17 protein-coding genes and 1 riboswitch are annotated in these 17,381 nt (G+C 43.6%); of the genes, 16 read left to right on the forward strand and 1 reads right to left on the reverse strand.

Annotated features, from left to right (window positions below; genetic code table 11):
• Positions 1-29: 29 nt before the first annotated feature.
• The 3 genes from BR73_RS0109135 to BR73_RS0109145 all read left to right on the forward strand — a co-directional run bounded on the left by BR73_RS0109135 (position 30) and on the right by BR73_RS0109145 (position 2,555).
• Positions 30-482 carry an NAD(P)H-dependent oxidoreductase gene (locus BR73_RS0109135; RefSeq protein ID WP_033165279.1) on the forward strand — a complete coding sequence of 151 codons (453 nt, stop codon included), beginning with the start codon at positions 30-32 and terminating at the stop codon, positions 480-482.
• Between the two features lie 69 nt (positions 483-551).
• Positions 552-1,547: an aldo/keto reductase gene (locus tag BR73_RS0109140; protein WP_033165280.1), complete on the forward strand. Its 996-nt coding sequence runs from the start codon at positions 552-554 to the stop codon at positions 1,545-1,547.
• Between the two features lie 30 nt (positions 1,548-1,577).
• On the forward strand, positions 1,578-2,555 hold the full coding sequence (locus BR73_RS0109145; protein ID WP_033165281.1) for an aldo/keto reductase: 978 nt from the start codon (positions 1,578-1,580) through the stop codon (positions 2,553-2,555).
• Between the two features lie 71 nt (positions 2,556-2,626).
• Here BR73_RS0109145 and BR73_RS0109150 read toward each other — a convergent pair whose 3' ends face one another.
• Positions 2,627-3,088 carry a MerR family transcriptional regulator gene (locus BR73_RS0109150; RefSeq protein ID WP_033165282.1) on the reverse strand — a complete coding sequence of 154 codons (462 nt, stop codon included), beginning with the start codon at positions 3,086-3,088 and terminating at the stop codon, positions 2,627-2,629.
• A gap of 160 nt (positions 3,089-3,248) precedes the next feature.
• On the opposite strand from BR73_RS0109150, the gene BR73_RS0109155 reads away from it, so the two are divergent.
• From BR73_RS0109155 to BR73_RS0109215, 13 genes are all read left to right on the forward strand, one after another.
• Positions 3,249-4,073: an oxidoreductase gene (locus tag BR73_RS0109155; protein WP_033165283.1), complete on the forward strand. Its 825-nt coding sequence runs from the start codon at positions 3,249-3,251 to the stop codon at positions 4,071-4,073.
• 75 nt (positions 4,074-4,148) lie between these two features.
• Positions 4,149-4,781: a flavodoxin family protein gene (locus BR73_RS0109160; protein ID WP_033165284.1), complete on the forward strand. Its 633-nt coding sequence runs from the start codon at positions 4,149-4,151 to the stop codon at positions 4,779-4,781.
• Between the two features lie 31 nt (positions 4,782-4,812).
• Positions 4,813-5,712 carry a LysR family transcriptional regulator gene (locus tag BR73_RS0109165; protein ID WP_033165285.1) on the forward strand — a complete coding sequence of 300 codons (900 nt, stop codon included), beginning with the start codon at positions 4,813-4,815 and terminating at the stop codon, positions 5,710-5,712.
• Positions 5,713-5,743: 31 nt separating this feature from the next.
• Complete coding sequence (locus tag BR73_RS0109170; protein ID WP_033165286.1) at positions 5,744-6,262, forward strand: flavodoxin; 519 nt, start codon at positions 5,744-5,746, stop codon at positions 6,260-6,262.
• A gap of 200 nt (positions 6,263-6,462) precedes the next feature.
• Positions 6,463-7,635: an iron-containing alcohol dehydrogenase gene (locus tag BR73_RS0109175; protein WP_033165287.1), complete on the forward strand. Its 1,173-nt coding sequence runs from the start codon at positions 6,463-6,465 to the stop codon at positions 7,633-7,635.
• 13 nt (positions 7,636-7,648) lie between these two features.
• Complete coding sequence (locus BR73_RS0109180; RefSeq protein WP_033165288.1) at positions 7,649-8,515, forward strand: DUF362 domain-containing protein; 867 nt, start codon at positions 7,649-7,651, stop codon at positions 8,513-8,515.
• Between the two features lie 408 nt (positions 8,516-8,923).
• Positions 8,924-9,976, forward strand: a complete 1,053-nt coding sequence (locus BR73_RS0109185; RefSeq protein ID WP_242860645.1) for an alpha/beta hydrolase — start codon at positions 8,924-8,926, stop codon at positions 9,974-9,976.
• A 15-nt stretch (positions 9,977-9,991) separates the two neighbouring features.
• Positions 9,992-11,161 (forward strand): iron-containing alcohol dehydrogenase, encoded by a 1,170-nt coding sequence (locus tag BR73_RS0109190; protein ID WP_033165289.1) that lies wholly within the window; start codon positions 9,992-9,994, stop codon positions 11,159-11,161.
• Between the two features lie 99 nt (positions 11,162-11,260).
• Positions 11,261-11,743 (forward strand): cyclophilin-like fold protein, encoded by a 483-nt coding sequence (locus tag BR73_RS0109195; RefSeq protein ID WP_051685076.1) that lies wholly within the window; start codon positions 11,261-11,263, stop codon positions 11,741-11,743.
• An 84-nt stretch (positions 11,744-11,827) separates the two neighbouring features.
• Complete coding sequence (locus tag BR73_RS0109200; protein WP_242860646.1) at positions 11,828-12,556, forward strand: flavodoxin; 729 nt, start codon at positions 11,828-11,830, stop codon at positions 12,554-12,556.
• 71 nt (positions 12,557-12,627) lie between these two features.
• Positions 12,628-13,824: a flavodoxin gene (locus BR73_RS28220; RefSeq protein ID WP_081848586.1), complete on the forward strand. Its 1,197-nt coding sequence runs from the start codon at positions 12,628-12,630 to the stop codon at positions 13,822-13,824.
• Positions 13,825-14,013: 189 nt separating this feature from the next.
• Positions 14,014-14,105: riboswitch (cyclic di-GMP riboswitch) on the forward strand.
• Positions 14,106-14,776: 671 nt separating this feature from the next.
• Positions 14,777-16,189, forward strand: coding sequence for a group II intron reverse transcriptase/maturase (gene ltrA / locus BR73_RS0109210; protein WP_033164413.1), 1,413 nt, complete (start codon positions 14,777-14,779; stop codon positions 16,187-16,189).
• 232 nt (positions 16,190-16,421) lie between these two features.
• Entirely contained in the window at positions 16,422-16,871 is a 450-nt protein-coding gene (locus BR73_RS0109215; RefSeq protein WP_033165291.1) for a sigma-70 family RNA polymerase sigma factor, read from the forward strand.
• The last annotated feature ends 510 nt before the right edge of the window (positions 16,872-17,381 follow it).

A 17,381-nucleotide genomic window follows, 5' to 3' on the forward strand; every position in this document is an offset into this window, starting at 1 on the left:
CTCTCGCACAAGAATCTTAGGAGGAAAAAATGAGTATTTTAATGATTAACGGAAGCCCGAATAAAGACGGCAATACAATGGATCTGGCGAAAGCTCTGTTAGGCAAAGTGCAATACTGTACCATTCACCTTGTGGATTGCAAGATATATTCTTATGGTCAGGAATTTGCAGATGATCAGTTTGATGAAACCGTATCCGCCATGAAAGAGGCAGATACCATTGTCATTGGTTCTCCTGTCTATTGGCATAATATGAGCGGAGCGGTCAGAACCTTGCTTGACCGGTTCTACGGACCAGTCAGTCAGGGAGAACTTCATGGGAGAAAGCTTTTTTTCCTGTTCCAGGGAGCTGCCCCAGAAAAATGGATGCTGGAAAACTCTGAATATACGATGAAACGTTTTGCAAGCCTGTATGGAATGACCTACATGGGTATGGCGACAAACACCAAAGAGGCTAAGAAGCTCTCTGAATCTGTATCTTAACTAGAAAATTGAATTGGCGAAGCAACATAACGAGCCGCTGATTGATACAGATGACGGAAAGGAGAAACCATGGAAAATAGATATTTAGGAAGAAACAAGCTGGAGGTTTCAGCTGTGGGGTTTGGCTGTATGGGACTTTCCCATGCCTATGGCGCCCCCACAGATGAAAAGGAGGCGATTGCGCTTATCCGTCAGGCAGCTGATATTGGTTATCGTTTTTTTGACACTGCCGAAATCTACGGTACGCAGGAAGACCCGTATGCCAATGAGCGGCTTGTCGGAGAAGCGCTCAAACCGATTCGGCATGAGGTAACCATTGCAACGAAATTCGGTATTCGATTTGATACCTCCCGTGGTACCCTGCCCTATCCCATCGTAGCAGATTCCAGTGCAAAGCGTATCCGGGAATCGGTAGAAGGCTCTCTCAAGCGGCTGCAAACCGATTATATTGACCTGTATTTCCAGCACCGGATTGACCCAACGATACCAGCAGAGGAAGTAGCGGCTGTCATGTCGGATTTGATCCAGGAAGGCAAAATCAGAAGCTGGGGTATTTCGGAAGCGACTAAGGATTATATCAGACGGGCAGATGCAGTTTGTCCCGTAACTGCGGTTGAGAATCGCTACTCCATGATGGCACGGCACTATGAAACTCTGTTCCCTGTGCTGGAAGAGCTAGGCATCGGGCTGGTGGCGTTTTCACCGATGGCGAATGGACTGTTAACCGGTAAATACGGTAAGGATGTGCAGTTTGATGAAAAGTATGATTACCGCAGTAAAATGCCCCAATTTACCACTGATGGTATTGATAAAAACGCGGAACTGATCCGGTTGCTGCAGGAAACGGCAGAAAAGAAAAATGCCACGCCCGGACAAATTTCCATGGCATGGATGCTTTGTAAGAAGCCATGGATTGTCCCCATACCCGGCACTCGCAAGATTGAGAGAATGAAGGAAAATGCGGGTGCGGCTGATATTGGGCTTTCAGAGGAGGAAATCAAGATATTGGACACCGCCCTGGATCAAATTCCAATGTCAGAGGTATTTGGCGGAGATAAAAATTAAGAAAAGCGAAAATGAGCAAGGAGGAACAGCATGGAAAAAAGATATTTAGGAAAGAGTAAACTGGAAGTATCAGCACTTGGTTTGGGATGCATGACAATGGTTAACGGCTTTGAGATTCCTGAAACCAGAAAAGAGATGGAGAACATTATCGGTCGAGCCTATGATTTAGGCGTTACACTCTTTGATACTGCAGAGGTTTATGGTCCCTACAAGGATGAGACCCTTGTGGGAGAAGCCTTGAAGCCGATTCGGGATCAGGTTGTCATTGCCACAAAGTGCGGCGTTCAGATTGAGGATGGCAAGCAGGTTGTATGTACTCGTCCTGAAGTCATTCGGGCTTCTGTTGAAGGTTCTCTGAAAAGGCTTCAGACGGACTACATTGATCTGTATTATGTGCATAGAATTGATCCGAATGTGCCTATCGAGGAAGTGGCGGGCGTGATGAAGGATCTCCACGCACAGGGGAAAATCAGAGCATGGGGACTTTCCGAGCCGTCTGTAAGCACCATTCGCAGAGCAAACAATGAATTTCCTATAACGGCTGTGCAGAGTGAATATTCCATGATGTGGAGAGATCTGGAGAACGAATATTTTTCTGTTTTTGAGGAGCTTGGTATTGGTCTGGTTCCTTTCAGCCCGCTTGCCAAGGGCTTTCTTACGAGCGGAACCGATGGACACTATCATTCACTTGCATGGGAAAACACTAGATTTTCTGAAGAAAATATGAAGCATAATATGCAGCTGCGTAATCTCGTTACACGTTTTGCAGAGGAGAAACAGGTCACTCCGGCCCAGATCTCTCTTGCATGGGTTCTGGCACAAAAGCCCTGGATTGTTCCGATTCCGGGAACGACAAAGATGCACCGTATGGAGGAGAATGTAGGGGCTGCCGCTGTCACCCTGTCAGCCTCCGAGTTGAAGGAGCTTGGTGAGATTCTAGACAACTTTACTGTATCCGGCGAACGGTACACACCCGGTTCGGATATGGCAAAACGGGTAAGACTGTAATCATAAAAAGACCGCCACCTACGAGTTATTCGTTGGCGGCGGTTTTTTAATATCCCATTGGCTTTACTTTTTTATTTTAGAGTACTGCGATGCTTTTCAAAGTTTTCCTTATACGCACGTATATCGGCCGGCATATCTTCAATGCTTATTGACTGAGGTGCTTTTGTTGTACCTGCGGCCTTGGCAGTTTCGTAGTACCAGCATTTGTATTTGATAGTGTCCAGTGTGCTTTGAAGCTGCGCCATTTGGTCTTCCACTACCTTGCGCTGCTTTTGAAACATCTGCAGCCTTAAGTCAATGGTTTCATCTCCCTGCTCGGCCCAGTCCATAAAGGTTTTAATATCCTTAATAGACATGCCTGTTTTTTTCAAACAATCTATGATCAGCAGCCAGTCAAAATCTGCGTCCTTAAACATTCGCATACCTCCGTCAGAGCGTTCAATGAACGGAAGCAGTCCCTCCTTATCGTAATAGCGAAGGGTGGAAGGAGCTATCTGTAGTTTTTTTGCCATTTCTCCAACAGTGTATAACATTAGGGTTTCCTCACAATCAGTAGGATTAATTTAAAAAACAATCAAAAAGGTATTGACTTAAAGTCGACTTTAACTTGTATAATTTTATTTAACTTAATACAACTATACTATATCAATCATTTCATGTCAATCTCTGAATGGATGGAAGGAGAAGAATACTATGTTAACATGGATTATAACGGGTTGCTCTAGCGGTCTTGGCAGACACCTTGCTTTAGAAGCACTGAAAAATGGAGATAATGTTGTTGTTACAGCGAGAAATCTTTCGGATATCAAGGATATTGCAGATGCGTATCAGAATACGGCACTGCCGCTTTCTTTGGATGTGAAAAATAACGAACAAGTACATTCTGTTGTGAAAGAAGCGGAAAAGCGCTTTGGAAGCATAGATGTACTTGTAAATAACGCCGGACATGGGTATCGTGCGGCTGTGGAGGAAGCAGACGAAGGAGATGTCAGCGAGCTTTTTGCTACAAACTTTTTTGGCCCTGTAGCACTGATCAAAGCAGTACTGCCGGGGATGAGAGCCAGGCTCTCTGGAACAATTGTAAATATTTCCTCCATTGCAGCGCGTACAACTGCACCGGGATCGGGCTATTATTCTGCTACAAAATGCGCTTTAGAGGGTTTGTCCAGAGGGCTTCAAAAGGAAGTTTCTCCCTTGGGATTATCGGTTATTATCGTTGAGCCCGGTGCGTTTCGTACTGAATTTGCCGGACGTTCTTTGCAGCAATCTCAAAGTTCTATCGCTGACTACGCCAATACGGCAGGGCATCGCCGGAAAGAAAATGACAAAACCCATGGCCTCCAGCAGGGCGATCCTGTCAAAGGAGCACAGCTTATTATTAAGGCAGTAAATGCCGAAAAGCCGCCCTTGTTGCTTTTGTTAGGAAGCGATGCTGTTCAGGTGGTCAGCGACGCCCTTGCTGCCGATCAGTCACAGGTTGAATTATGGAAAGAAGACAGCAGGACTACGGATTATTAAAGCTCTGGTGGTTTTTCAGGCACCGGTTCCTTTGGTCAGATTTGAAAATTGATAACAGAAAGAATGGAGAATCATATGAAAGTATTATTGGTAAATGGCAGCCCCCATAAGTCTGGCTGTACGTATACAGCCCTTACAGAGGTAGCAAATACTTTAAAGGAAGAAAATATTGAAACCGAACTATTTTGGGTCGGTGCGAAACCACTTTCAGGCTGTATTGCCTGTAAGAGCTGCGCAAAAACCGGACAATGCGTGTTTCATGATACCGTCAATGACTTTCTCGCCATGACAGAAGGTGCGGATGGTTTTATTTTCGGTACGCCGGTTCATTATGCAGCTGCAAGCGGTGCCATGACCTCTTTCATGGATCGGTTGTTTTACGCCGATTTGCAGGCAGGTAAAAATTCCTTCTACCTGAAACCGGCCGCCGCCGTTGTTTCCGCAAGACGTGCCGGAACAACAGCGACATTTGACCAAATCAATAAATACTTCACGTTGCAGGAAATGCCCGTGATTTCCTCCCAATACTGGAATATGGTGCATGGTGCTAGCCCAGAGGAGGTTGCCGAGGACTTGGAAGGCTTGCAAACTATGCGAACCCTTGCAAGAAACATGGCCTTTTTCTTAAAATGCAAAGAAGCAGGAATAAAGGCCGGGATTCCATTGCCCAAACAGGAGCCCAGAGTCTTTACCAACTTTGTTCGTTAGAAAAAAGAAATAGGAAAGGTGGTGAGTTAGCATGTACAACCGACAGTTGGATACCTTTATTCAAGTGGCTGATGCCGGAAGCTTTTCCAAGGCGGCTGATGAACTATATATATCGGCTACTGCTGTAATCAAGCAGATCAATCTTTTAGAGTCCAGTTTAGACTTGCAGTTATTTGAACGTTCCCATCGCGGTCTTACCTTAACAGAGTCGGGAAAATCGCTTTACAACGACTCAAAATACATCATTCAATATTCAAACGACTCCATTATGCGCGCTAAAAAAGCCATGGTTAACAGTGAAAGTATTATCCGTATCGGCACTTCGTTAATGACACCCACGCAGTTTCTAATGGAACTGCGTCCTCAAATTCATGAACATTATCCGGAACTTAAGTTTCAGCTGGTTCCTTTTGATAATACACCTGAAAACGCAAGAGAAATATTAATGAACCTTGGCCAAAACATTGATATCGTGGCAGGAGTCTTCGATAATGGTTTCTTAAAGGCTCGAAAGTGTACAGCACTGGAGCTGTCCAGGGAGCCTATTTGCTGCGCGGTGCCGATTCACCACAAACTGGCTTCTAAAAGCCAGTTAACAATAGAGGATCTCTATAATGAAAATGTGATGATGATTAAACGCGGCTGGAATAGCTATATTGATCTTCTACGCGATGATCTCTGGCAAAACCATTCTTCTATTAACATCGTCGATTTTTCGTTTTACAGCGTTGATGTTTTTAATGAATGTGAGAATAGTAATAATATTCTATTGGTAATTAATCGATGGACAAACATACATCCCCTTATGAAAATAATTCCTGTCTCATGGTCTCATGCAGTACCGTTTGGCTTGCTTTATTCACCCAGTCCATCTGCTCAGGTTCAGTCATTGATTGATTCTGTTGCACAGGTGTATGAATTGAAAAAATAAAAAGGGTAAATATTTGATGGAGGAGTTATAAATGGAAGAGATTATAATTTACTTTTCTCGTAAAGGAAACAACTATGTAAATGGTAAGATAATCAATCTTTCAATCGGAAATACTGCAGTTGCAGCACAAATGATTCAGGAGATAACTGATGCAACTATATTTAAAATAGAGCCAATAGTTTCATACTCTCATGATTATACAGAGTGTACAAATGAGGCAAAAAGAGATATGCAGCAGGATGCAAGACCCGAATTGAAAAGCTACCCGGAAGCTTTGGCGCAGTACCATACAATTTATTTGGGATATCCGAATTATTGGGGCACTATGCCTATGGCAGTTTTTACTTTTCTTGAAAGATATAATTTTTCAGGAAAAGTAATTATGCCATTTTGCACCCATGAAGGGAGTGGTATGGGAAGCAGCGTGTGCGATATAAAAAAAATCGCCAAAGGTGCAAGTGTTGGAACGGGACTTGCCATTCATGGAGCAGAGGTCGAAAGTGCGAAAGTCGCAATTAGATCTTGGCTGGATAGGAACAAACGAGGATGATTCATCCATTTTCTGCTCATTTCAATATCTCTTAATCTATGGACTCATGAAGCTTAGAGTATCTGTATTATAAGCTGGAACAAGGAGTCGTAAACGTAAAGAATCAAACAAAATATTTGATGTTAATATGGTTTCTATGCTTATGGAATGCATTGCATTTGCTAAAAAATAATAAAAAATTAATTTTGGAGGAATTAGAGATGTCTTATACTTTTTATGCACCAACTCGTGTGCTGTTCGGAGCAGGTCGTTTAAACGATTTGCATACTCAAATCATGCCCGGCAAAAAGGCAATGATTGTTATTTCAAATGGTAAATCTACCAGAGCAAACGGCGCATTGTCACGTACCGAGGAACAATTGCGTTTGGCAGGCATTGATACGGTAGTCTTTGATAAAGTAGAAGCCAATCCCTTGAAATCTACTGTAGAAGCAGGGGTAAAATTTGCGAAGGAAGCGGAGTGTGACTTTATTGTTGCTCTTGGCGGCGGTTCTATTATGGATGCTGCAAAGGTAATGGCAATGTACACCCTGCAACCGGGAGATTTGTGGGATTATGTCGGAGGCTCTACAGGTAAAAACCAACCACTCGTTAACCCGACACTACCATGGATTGCGATTACAACAACTGCAGGAACCGGCTCCGAAGTTGACCAGTGGGGGGTTATTACCAACCCTGAAACCAATGAAAAAATAGGATGTGGTGGTCAAGACAGCTTGTTCCCTGCAATTGCCGTGGTTGATGCCGAGCTCATGCTGACTGTTCCACCCAAGTTCACTGCTTATCAGGGCTTTGATGCACTGTTTCATAGTACCGAGGGCTATATTTCATGCGTCTCCAGTCCGATGGCTGACATGGTACAGTTGGCAGCAATTGAAAATGTGGGCAAGTATCTTCCCCGTGCGGTCAAGGATGGCAATGACCTGGAGGCTCGTGAGCATGTTGCCTTTGCTAATACCATGTCCGGCTATTCCATGGTGGTGGGTGCATGCACCAGCGAGCATTCGATGGAGCATGCAATGAGTGCCTATCATCAGGATTTGCCTCATGGTGCCGGTCTTATTATGCTCTCAAAGGAATATTATACACATTTTGTGAACAAACACGTTTGCGATGAACGGTTTATTCGGATGGCTCAGGCTTTGGGAAAGAAAGATGCAAGTGATCCAATGGATTTTGTCGCTGCGCTGACAGAGCTGCAGAAGGTCTGCGGGGTGGCAGATTTAAAGATGTCTGATTATGGAATTGTGCCGGATGAGTTTGATACACTGGCAAGAAATGCCCGTGAGACTATGGGAGGGTTATTTGCTTGTGATGCAACACCGATGACTCATGAAGAATGCGTGGAGATATTCCGCAAATCTTGCCGTTAAGGAGATGCATCGTATGGAAAAATCAAAAGTTTATTTTACAAAGAAAATTACGCCCGATTCTTTGCAAAAGATATATCATGCTATGGATGTCCGATTGAAGGGTAAGATCGCTGTCAAAATTTCAACAGGCGAACCGGGAGGCCATAATTTTTTACAACCCGCTCTGATTAAAGAGCTGGTGCAGGAGTTAAACGGAACGATTGTAGAGTGCAACACCGCCTATGAGGGTCGAAGGTATACTACAGAGGAGCATTTAAAAGCAGTCCGGGAACATGGCTTCATGGATATTGCGCCCTGCGACATCATGGATTCTGAGGGTGAGTTATCTATCCCTGTGACAGGCGGCAAACATTTGACTGAGAATTTCGTCGGAAGTCATCTGAGCAATTACGAGTCTATTTTGATGCTCTCTCATTTTAAAGGTCATGCCATGGGAGGATTTGGCGGTGCGTTGAAAAATATGTCTATCGGTATTGCTTCTTCCCACGGTAAAGCATTCATTCACGGCGTAGGCATTCCTGAAGATTTATGGACCGCCGATCATGATTCTTTTTTGGAGTGCATGGCTGATGCCTGTAAGGCTGTCATGGATTTTAAGGGGCGTGATAATATCGTGTATATCAATGTGGCTAACCGTCTCTCTGTCGACTGTGACTGCGACAGCCAGCCTCATGAGCCCGAAATGGCCGACCTTGGAATTTTTGCTTCGACCGATCCGGTGGCAGTGGATCAGGCTTCAGTGGATGCTGTATATCAGTCCTCAGATTCAGGAAAGGCAGCGCTCATTGAGCGCATGGAGTCTCGTAACGGTATCCATACCGTAGAGACTGCAGCAGAGCTTGGATTGGGAAACAGAAGCTATGAAATTATAGAAATATAATTATAGTTGACTAACTTGATAACCGTACAGTCTTGCGATATTTATTTCAGAGCAATATCGTTGTGATTCCCCGATTCGTTCGTAGAGATAAAATTCAAGGATACAAGTTGTGTATTTTTTAGCGGATTACCGATAACATTGCTTTGTTTATTTATAAAAAGGGAAACTGGCCTATAAAGGTCTGTTTCCTTTTTTTATAGAAATTCAAGGCTATTAACATATTTGTTGTAAGCATATTTCAAGTCGTACTCAAAGATGAGATTGTCCATGTTAAACATGTATCTTTATTGGAAGAATTTTAGCCATAACCTTAAGGTTGCTGTTGATGAACTTATAGAAACTTCTGTATGATTCACTTATCTTTTATAATAAAAACAAGACAATATTCAGAAGGGAGAATACTTGCTTGTGAGTAAATCAGTAATTCTTGCATTGCTGTTAGCAATGAACCTGTTCAGCACAGGCTGTGCTGAGAAAGATATAAATAACGGCCCCAATAATACCAATATTATATCTGCTCCGGCTCATGAGGATATTCCCGGTGACGGAGGAGGCACGGCTATGAAAGATCAATACGAAAATTTTAAAATAGACAGTTCAGTTATCGATGTGATTGAGCATCCGGCTTTTGATGGTTTTGGACGCTTCCTTTTCCCAACTGAATTTAGAATGCCAGACCGCAGCATGAAGCTGAGTAATATCAGTTCCCTTCTTCCCTATCACAGCAGTATCAATTCGGGTACAACGGTAGAGGTTCTTAATTACATGCTGGACGAGATGAATCAGGGGGAAACAATCTTCTATGACATTTATACAGAGGAAGAAAAGCGTTCCGATCCTTCCAAAGAAAACACGGGATTGTTTTTCTTTCGTGGTGAGGCAAACGCACCCTTTGCTGTTATTAGTGCTGGTGGCGGTTTCTCCTATGTCGGATCAATCCATGAGAGCTTCCCTCATGCGTTGGAACTGAGTAAAAAGGGATACAACGCTTTTGCGGTTCAATACAGAACCGGCGGTGCAGAGGTTGCCTGTGAGGACTTGGCAGCGGCAATTTCATTCATTTTTGAGAATGCGGACATGCTGGAGGTTAGCACCGACTGCTACTCTTTATGGGGTGGCTCGGCGGGGGCAAGAATGGCGGCATACCTTGGTTCCTATGGGCCGGCAGCATTCGGGGGCGAATCCCTTCCAAGAGCCGGAACGGTAATCATGCAGTATACAGGCCATTCTGATTATACTGAAAGCGACCCTCCCACCTACGTGTGTGTTGGAGAAAACGATGGTATCGCCAATTGGAGAACCATGGAGCGGCGTGTAAATATGCTCAAAAGCCAAGGGATCGACACTGAATTTCATAAATACCCAAATCTAGGCCATGGCTTCGGACTTGGGATTGGAACCACAGCCGAGGGCTGGATCGACGATGCTGTGGCATTTTGGGAAAAACAAATGACTAATTAGAGAGGATCTTGAAACATGAAAAACTTTGTATTTGAAAATTCAACAAAAGTCTATTTTGGAAAGGGTTGTGTGAAAGAATATCTGGCCTGTATCCTGAAAAATTATGGGGATACAGTAATGCTGGCTTATGGATCGGGTTCCATAAAAAAGAATGGCGTTTATGATGAAATCATGGATATTTTATTGGGTAATGGCAAGACAGTCGTTGAGTTTAACGGAATTATGTCTAATCCCACCTATGAAAAGGTTCTGGAAGGGGCAAGACTCGCAAAAGAAAACAATGTTGATTTCATTCTTGGCGTTGGCGGCGGCAGCGTAATGGATTGCTGTAAAGCGGTTTCTATCGCCGCTGCTTCTACAGAGGATGTCTGGGAGCATTATTTTGCCAGAGCCGGCGTGATTGACTTTGAACCGCTTCCTCTGGGGGTTATCGTTACGGTTTCTGGTACAGGAAGCGAAATGAATGGCGGAGCAGTAATTACGAATGAAAAAACGATGGTAAAGACTGGACGTGATTATGCAAAATGCAACCCGAAGTTTGCACTGCTTGATCCAACCTACACCTACAGTGTACCAGTCAGTCAGATGGTTTCCGGCGGATTCGATACTCTTTCTCACATTATGGAAATCTATTTCAGCGAGCCAGACGAAGATAATGTATCCGATGACATTTCAGAAGCGCTTATGAAGAATGTTATTCGCAACCTGCGTGTTGCCATTCAAAATCCGGAGGATTATGTTGCCAGGAGCAATCTCATGTGGGATGCCACTATGGCGGAGAACAGAATTATCAAGATGGGTAAAACAACGGATTTTGAATGCCATCAAATGGAGCATCAGCTGGGAGCCTATACAAATTGCAACCATGGCTTCGGACTGGCAGTTCTGCACCCTGTTTATTACCGGCATATCTATCAGCATGGACAAGGAAAATTTGCACGCTTTGCCACAAATGTGTGGAATCTTAATTCAGAGAACAAAACAGAAGAAGAATTGGCGTTGGCAGGCATTGAAGCGTTAGCCAATTTTATTAAGGAAATAGGACTGCCCACGACACTTAGGGAGTTGGGAGTGGAAGATGAAGCTGTTTTGAAAAAAATTGCAGACTCCTGCGGCATTTCAGCAGGCAGCTACAAACGTATGACCAAGGAAGAAATTCTCGAGATCTTTCGGGAGTGCTTCTAAATTTAAAAGGAGGGTTTCCTAATAAGACGGTTTATGATATGCATTTTGAGTTCTATTCTAATGTTCAGCTTAACAGCGTGCAGTAATGGAGGCGAAACAATGCCCAGAGAGCAACAGTCATCAGCCCCAGAGGCTGAAGCGTTAAATTCTGAAAGCACACCATTATCTGAGAATAATCCTGTTGAAGAAAGAGGGGCGCTTACGGATATGGACGAACAGGCTTCGCAAGCAAGGATTTCAATTACTGCCGGGGATCAGGTCATTTATGCAAGTCTGTTTGACAATGAAACGGCAGATTCTTTTAAAAATCTGTTACCCCTTACGTTAAATGCATTTGACCGAATCGGTCTGGTAAAATCCACCGTACTTCCCCAATCCATTTCTGCTAATGGAAAATTCACAAGGGAATATGTTCGCGGTGCCGTGTTTTACTGGCCGGAGGGGCCTGAAGTTGCATTTTGCTACAGCGATCATCTTCTGGAAACCGTTGTTGACATTATCCATATGGGATTAATTGAAACTGGCGTAGAAATTTTTGAGGAATATACCGGTGAAATTTATATAGAGCTGGTTAATCAGTAGAGCCCCTCTCCCCCTAAAATAAAATAACCAATTGAAAAGGAGCTTTGTATGAAAAAAATAATTACGTTTTTTATGAGTGCCGTTATGATCTTTAGTTTAGCTGCATGTGGCAGTAACGGGGGATCTTCAACCAGTCAACCCTCACCATCCACCACTCAGCCTTCGGAGTCTGTTAGCCAAGCACCTGCTCCGAGCAGTGAGCCATCTGCAGAAAGCATACCATCATCTGAAAGTACACCGGAGCCAGTATCTGAAAGTAAAAATACTCTTGTAGTCTATTTTTCAATGCCTGAAACCACCGACCCCAACAACATGACGCAGGATGAAGATCAGAGTGTTGTTGTCATAGATGGAAAGGTTCTGGGTAATACCCAGTATGTAGCGCAGCTGATTCAGGAAAATACGGATGCTGATATTTTCCGGATAGAGCCTAAAACCCCTTACCCCACGGATCATGACACATTGGTAGATTTGGCTAAGCAAGAACAGAATGATGCGGCCAGACCGGAGCTTGCGGCAAATGTGGACAACCTTGAGCAGTATGACGTGATTTTTCTTGGGTATCCCAATTGGTGGGGGGATATGCCGATGGTTCTGTATTCTTTCTTAGAAAGCCATGATCTGTCTGGTAAAACAATTATCCCATTTAATACGCACGGCGGAAGCGGTTTTTCTGACAGCATCAATACCATTGCAAAATTGCAGCCCAATGCAACCGTAAATAAAGACGGCTTTACTGTTTCAAGAAACACAGTGGAGGATTGTGCAGATGATGTTGCAGCTTGGGTAGACGGCCTGGGATATGCAAAGTAGTATGCTGCAGTTAATTGTAGGTTTAAATTTTCAATTACCTAAATGATAAGTATTGATAAGGAGGAACCAGGATGAAACGAATAAGAGGAATATTTTCTTTACTGCTTACACTGATTATTTTAAGCGTTTCAGCTACCCCCGCTTTTGCTTCCGTCCAGAACACAGGGTTTTCTGATGTGTCCCCAGATGTCTGGTATGCGCAAGCGGTGGCATACGTTCAAAATAACGGCATTATGAGTGGAACGACATCTACGACATTTGAACCCACCGCCCCCATGAGCCGGGGGATGCTTGCCACAGTACTTTATCGAATTGCGAAAAAACCGGCTGTTTCCGATTCCAAAACATTTGTAGATGTAGCTGATAATATGTGGTATAGCGATGCTGTGCAATGGGCGTCCACAGAAAATATCATTACTGGCTATGGAAACGGGAGATTTGGAATCAATGATGCCGTTTCCCGTGAGCAGCTTGCTACAATCCTTTGGCGCTATGCCGGAAGTCCCGTAGCCGATGCGGATGAAGCAACATTTAATGATCTGTCTGCAGTATCTAACTGGGCAATTCCAGCTGTTAATTGGGTGAAGACAAATAATATTATGAACGGGAGAGGCGATAATCGTTTTGATCCGGCAGGCAAGTCTACCCGTGCGGAAGTTGCGACTATTTTATATAACTATCTCTCTCCTGCTACGACACCTGAAAACGCCGCAAAGGCCCTGGTTGTCTACTTCTCTTTGCCGGAAACAACCGACCCCAATAATATGACACAGGAAGAAGCAAACAGCACGGTAGTCATTGACGGTAAAGTCTTAGGAAACACGCAATACGTGGCACAGCTGATTCAGGATAACACCGGCGCGGATATTTTCCGTATTGAGCCCAGAACACCGTATCCAACCAACCACACTATCTTGGTGGACTTGGCCAGAAAAGAGCAGGATGAAAACGCACGGCCTGAACTTGCTTCAAGGATTGAGAATCTGGCGCAATATGATGTCATTTTTCTTGGCTACCCAAACTGGTGGGGCGATATGCCGATGGTACTGTATTCGTTCCTTGAAAGCCATGACTTAAGTGGAAAGACGGTTATCCCTTTTAATACACATGGTGGAAGTGGATTCTCAAGTACGATTAATTCAATTACCCAATTACAACCAAATGCCACAGTAAATAGAAATGGATTTACTGTTTCCCGAAACAATGTGCAGGACTGTACAGATGATGTTGCTGCATGGGTGCAAGGGTTAGGTCTACAAAAGAAGTGATTTAGTTAAATGAGAGTGATTTTATATACAAACACTTTGAGCAAAGATATTTCTCATAGTTTCAGCTAGTACGGATTTTCAGCATGGTCACTCTACGCTCTCAGCGATAAACAACTAAAGTGTAATTAGCTAATAGATGAAAAGTAATATTAAGTGTAGTTAATTAGCGGTTGAGATTTGAACTGAATATGTTTTTAAGGGCAAATTCAGCGAAAGCTGAGGGCGCAAAGCTATAGGATCTAAGGTGCTTGTACAAGCATTATGATAGCCTGGCTGCAACAATCAGCATGAAGCCTGCCTTTTTTTCAAAGGCAGGCTTTTGCCATCTTTATCTGTCCATATTCTGATAGATGGCACGGGCATCAGGATACCAGCTTTCGCCTCACATAGACGAAAGGGTATGCTTATGAAGATTTCTTGCTCCCCCCTGTGCCAGAGGTGGAAATAAAGATGGCGCAGCTTTTACATATCAACTCCATATAATACAAAAAGATATACAGTTCAAAGAAAAATCAGCATTTCGCTTTTATAGGCGAAGTGCTGATTTTTTATTGTGCGCCTGGCGGCGCACGTTTCTAATGGGTGAAAGTCCCTAGTCTGCCCTAGTAGTGGGAAAGACACAGCCAAGACCAAGGGTGTCGTGGGTGACTGCGAATCTGAAGGAAGGTGGAGGCAAATCTCTGGTCTGACGAACAGAAATCACATCAGGCTACAGTTAAGGATAAGACTGCAATACAAGTTAAAGTCCAATAACTACTCGGAATTAACTGTAGTAAATGTGGCAGATGGATGGAGAGAAAGAAACGTGTGGTACCCAGGGAGATCTCGTCAGCAAGTGAAAACAGAGTATGAAACTTGTAGTAACAACGAATGACGAGAAGTCAGCCGAGGTCATAGTACCATTTCAGTTGCAAATGATATGGGAAGGACTGAACTTTAGGAGGTACAAGCAATGAAAGTAACTGATAGTAGATTTAAGAACAGACAACTTCATATGGAAGACTATCTGCAAATGGTATCTGCGGAACAGAAAGAGGATGCAGAAGTGTTCGACTACGGGAAGATTACTGAAAAGAGCGGTATCATCACAAACTATTGGATGAATAATCTCTTGGAATTGATTTTGCGAAAAGATAACCTCAACAAGGCATATAAGCGAGTGAAATCAAATAAAGGAGCAGGTGGAACAGATGGAATGCAGGTGGATGAACTTCTGCCCTACTTAAAGGAAAACCAAGACACCTTAATTCAAGAGATAAAGGGAGGCAGATTTAAGCCAAACCCAGTTCGAAGGGTAGAAATACCAAAAGAAACAAAAGGTGAGTTCAGAAAGCTTGGAGTTCCAACCGTGGTTGACCGAGTTATCCAACAAGCAATCATACAAGAACTAACGCCTATCTACGAGGAGCAGTTCTCAGAAAACAGTTTTGGTTTTCAGCCGAAAAAAGGTGCACATGATGCACTGAAACAATGCCAAAAGAATGTAAACGAAGGCTACGTATATGTGGTTGATATGGATTTGGAAAAGTTCTTTGATACCGTATGCCAGAGTAAGCTGATTGAGGTATTGGGAAGAACCATCAAAGATGGCAGAGTTATCTCTTTGATACATAAATACCTCAATGCTGGAGTGATAACAAAAGGGGTGTTTGAGAAAACAGAGGTCGGCATGCCACAAGGTGGACCATTAAGTCCATTGCTAAGTAATATCATGCTAAATGAGTTGGACAAGGAACTTGAAAGCAGAGGACATAGGTTTGTCCGATACGCAGATGATTGCATGATTTTCTGTAAAAGCAAAAAGAGTGCAGAAAGAACCTTGGAAAACATCATACCATTCATTGAGAAAAGGCTATTTCTGAAAGTGAATAGGAAGAAAACGCAAGTCGCGCACATCAGTAAAGTTAAATATCTTGGATATACATTCTATAGATATAGAGGTAAATGCAGATTTAGAGTACATCCGAAATCCGTAACAAAGATGAAAGACGCAATACGAAATCTGACAGACCGAAACAATGGCATGAGCAACACAGCGAGAGAAGATAAATACCAACAGTTTGTGAGAGGATGGATAGAGTACTTTAAACTCGCAGATATGAAGAATCTTCTAAAAGGCATAGATGAATGGGCTAGACGCAGAATACGAGCGGTCTATTGGAAACAGTGGAAGAAAATCAAGACAAAGTACAGAATGCTTAGAGCCATAGGATGTGAGCATTGGAGAGCCAAAGAACTTGCCTGTAGTAGAAAAGGGTACTGGCGCATGGCGCAAGTGCTGAACCAGATATTTTCTAATAAAATAATAGCCAAGCTAGGATATACATCCATGCTTGACTATTATCTGATAGTTTATGAAAACTAAAGAACCGCCGTATACGGAACCGTACGTACGGTGGTGTGGGAGGTCGGTAGATAAAATAATTATCTACCTCCTACCCGATTTCGACAATAAAACTGATACAGCGACCAGATGTTCCAATATTAGGCGATTTTCTAGTCGCACTATATATAAGCACGTCGAAACCTCGTTGCCGATCCCCTCCGCTTGTTCTTCATTTTTTGATTTCAAACATCACGAAATGGAGGACAAGCCTATGGCTTTATACAGAAAGGGAATTAATTACCGGGCAAAATATCCGGATGCAAGCGATGCTGTTATTGAGGTATTAGAAAAAAGTGACCGCAAAATGGAATACCAACAGTACGATTTGAAGGTAGAGCGCTATCATGTGGATTGCGCACACCTTACAATCAGTTGCACTCCTAGCCGGGAAGATTCTTACGAACGGCTGCTGGAGGAAAATCGTCAATTCGCATCAGATGCAGAAAGTGTGGAGGATGCTGCAGTAAAAGCGGTATTAATTGAAAAAATGCTATCCAGTGTGAAGTTGCTCATACCGGAGGAACAGAAACTGATCGCAGAACTGTTTTTCGAGGGGAAAAGTGAGCATCAGTTGGCAGCAGAAACAGGTATTCCACGTATGACAATTCACAACCGTAAAAGACGAATACTGGCTCACCTGAAAAAACTTATAGAAAAGTAAAAATAATTTGGTCCAACCCCCTCACTCAACGTGGAAGTAAGTGAGGGGGTTTTTTCTATTCTCCCTTTTGCTCCTTGAAAATTTCATATCCGGCAGCATCAATACATGATCTGTCCAGCCGTGTGAAAAGCGGCAGCGACCTTGACGGGTGCGCCAAAACTGCCTGCGGATTGGGTAAGGTGGTATTATATATACCACTTTATCCGTTCGTCGAACCGATGGCATCGAAGGTGACGAGCGAGAACGCCCGGTCATAAAACAGCTTATGGTGAGCTGTATCGCAATGAAATGGACAGTGCTAACGCTACTTCCGCCCAGCCACAGACATCGCAATGGGGGCGGCTCGCAGAGATCCTGGGAGAGGTGAAATTCCTATGAGGCCCGCTTAACCGGCAGGCCGTTGCTGTTGCCGCCCTAGCTTCGGGAAGTAGTGTCAAATAGAAGCGTAGAACCAAAATGAAGAACAAGCAAAATATCTCATTTTAGAGACCATGCGGCGGGACAGTTATG

The organism is Clostridium sp. KNHs205 (genome assembly GCF_000702945.1).
Lineage (GTDB): Bacteria > Bacillota > Clostridia > Lachnospirales > Lachnospiraceae > Anaerocolumna.

Coding starts and splice junctions, on each gene's coding strand:
- BR73_RS0109135 (WP_033165279.1), top strand. CDS start 30: ATGAGTATTTTAATGATTAACGGAAGCCCGAATAAAGACGGCAATACA.
- BR73_RS0109140 (WP_033165280.1), top strand. CDS start 552: ATGGAAAATAGATATTTAGGAAGAAACAAGCTGGAGGTTTCAGCTGTG.
- BR73_RS0109145 (WP_033165281.1), top strand. CDS start 1,578: ATGGAAAAAAGATATTTAGGAAAGAGTAAACTGGAAGTATCAGCACTT.
- BR73_RS0109150 (WP_033165282.1), bottom strand. CDS start 3,088: ATGTTATACACTGTTGGAGAAATGGCAAAAAAACTACAGATAGCTCCT.
- BR73_RS0109155 (WP_033165283.1), top strand. CDS start 3,249: ATGTTAACATGGATTATAACGGGTTGCTCTAGCGGTCTTGGCAGACAC.
- BR73_RS0109160 (WP_033165284.1), top strand. CDS start 4,149: ATGAAAGTATTATTGGTAAATGGCAGCCCCCATAAGTCTGGCTGTACG.
- BR73_RS0109165 (WP_033165285.1), top strand. CDS start 4,813: ATGTACAACCGACAGTTGGATACCTTTATTCAAGTGGCTGATGCCGGA.
- BR73_RS0109170 (WP_033165286.1), top strand. CDS start 5,744: ATGGAAGAGATTATAATTTACTTTTCTCGTAAAGGAAACAACTATGTA.
- BR73_RS0109175 (WP_033165287.1), top strand. CDS start 6,463: ATGTCTTATACTTTTTATGCACCAACTCGTGTGCTGTTCGGAGCAGGT.
- BR73_RS0109180 (WP_033165288.1), top strand. CDS start 7,649: ATGGAAAAATCAAAAGTTTATTTTACAAAGAAAATTACGCCCGATTCT.
- BR73_RS0109190 (WP_033165289.1), top strand. CDS start 9,992: ATGAAAAACTTTGTATTTGAAAATTCAACAAAAGTCTATTTTGGAAAG.
- BR73_RS0109195 (WP_051685076.1), top strand. CDS start 11,261: ATGCCCAGAGAGCAACAGTCATCAGCCCCAGAGGCTGAAGCGTTAAAT.
- BR73_RS0109200 (WP_242860646.1), top strand. CDS start 11,828: ATGATCTTTAGTTTAGCTGCATGTGGCAGTAACGGGGGATCTTCAACC.
- BR73_RS28220 (WP_081848586.1), top strand. CDS start 12,628: ATGAAACGAATAAGAGGAATATTTTCTTTACTGCTTACACTGATTATT.
- ltrA (WP_033164413.1), top strand. CDS start 14,777: ATGAAAGTAACTGATAGTAGATTTAAGAACAGACAACTTCATATGGAA.
- BR73_RS0109215 (WP_033165291.1), top strand. CDS start 16,422: ATGGCTTTATACAGAAAGGGAATTAATTACCGGGCAAAATATCCGGAT.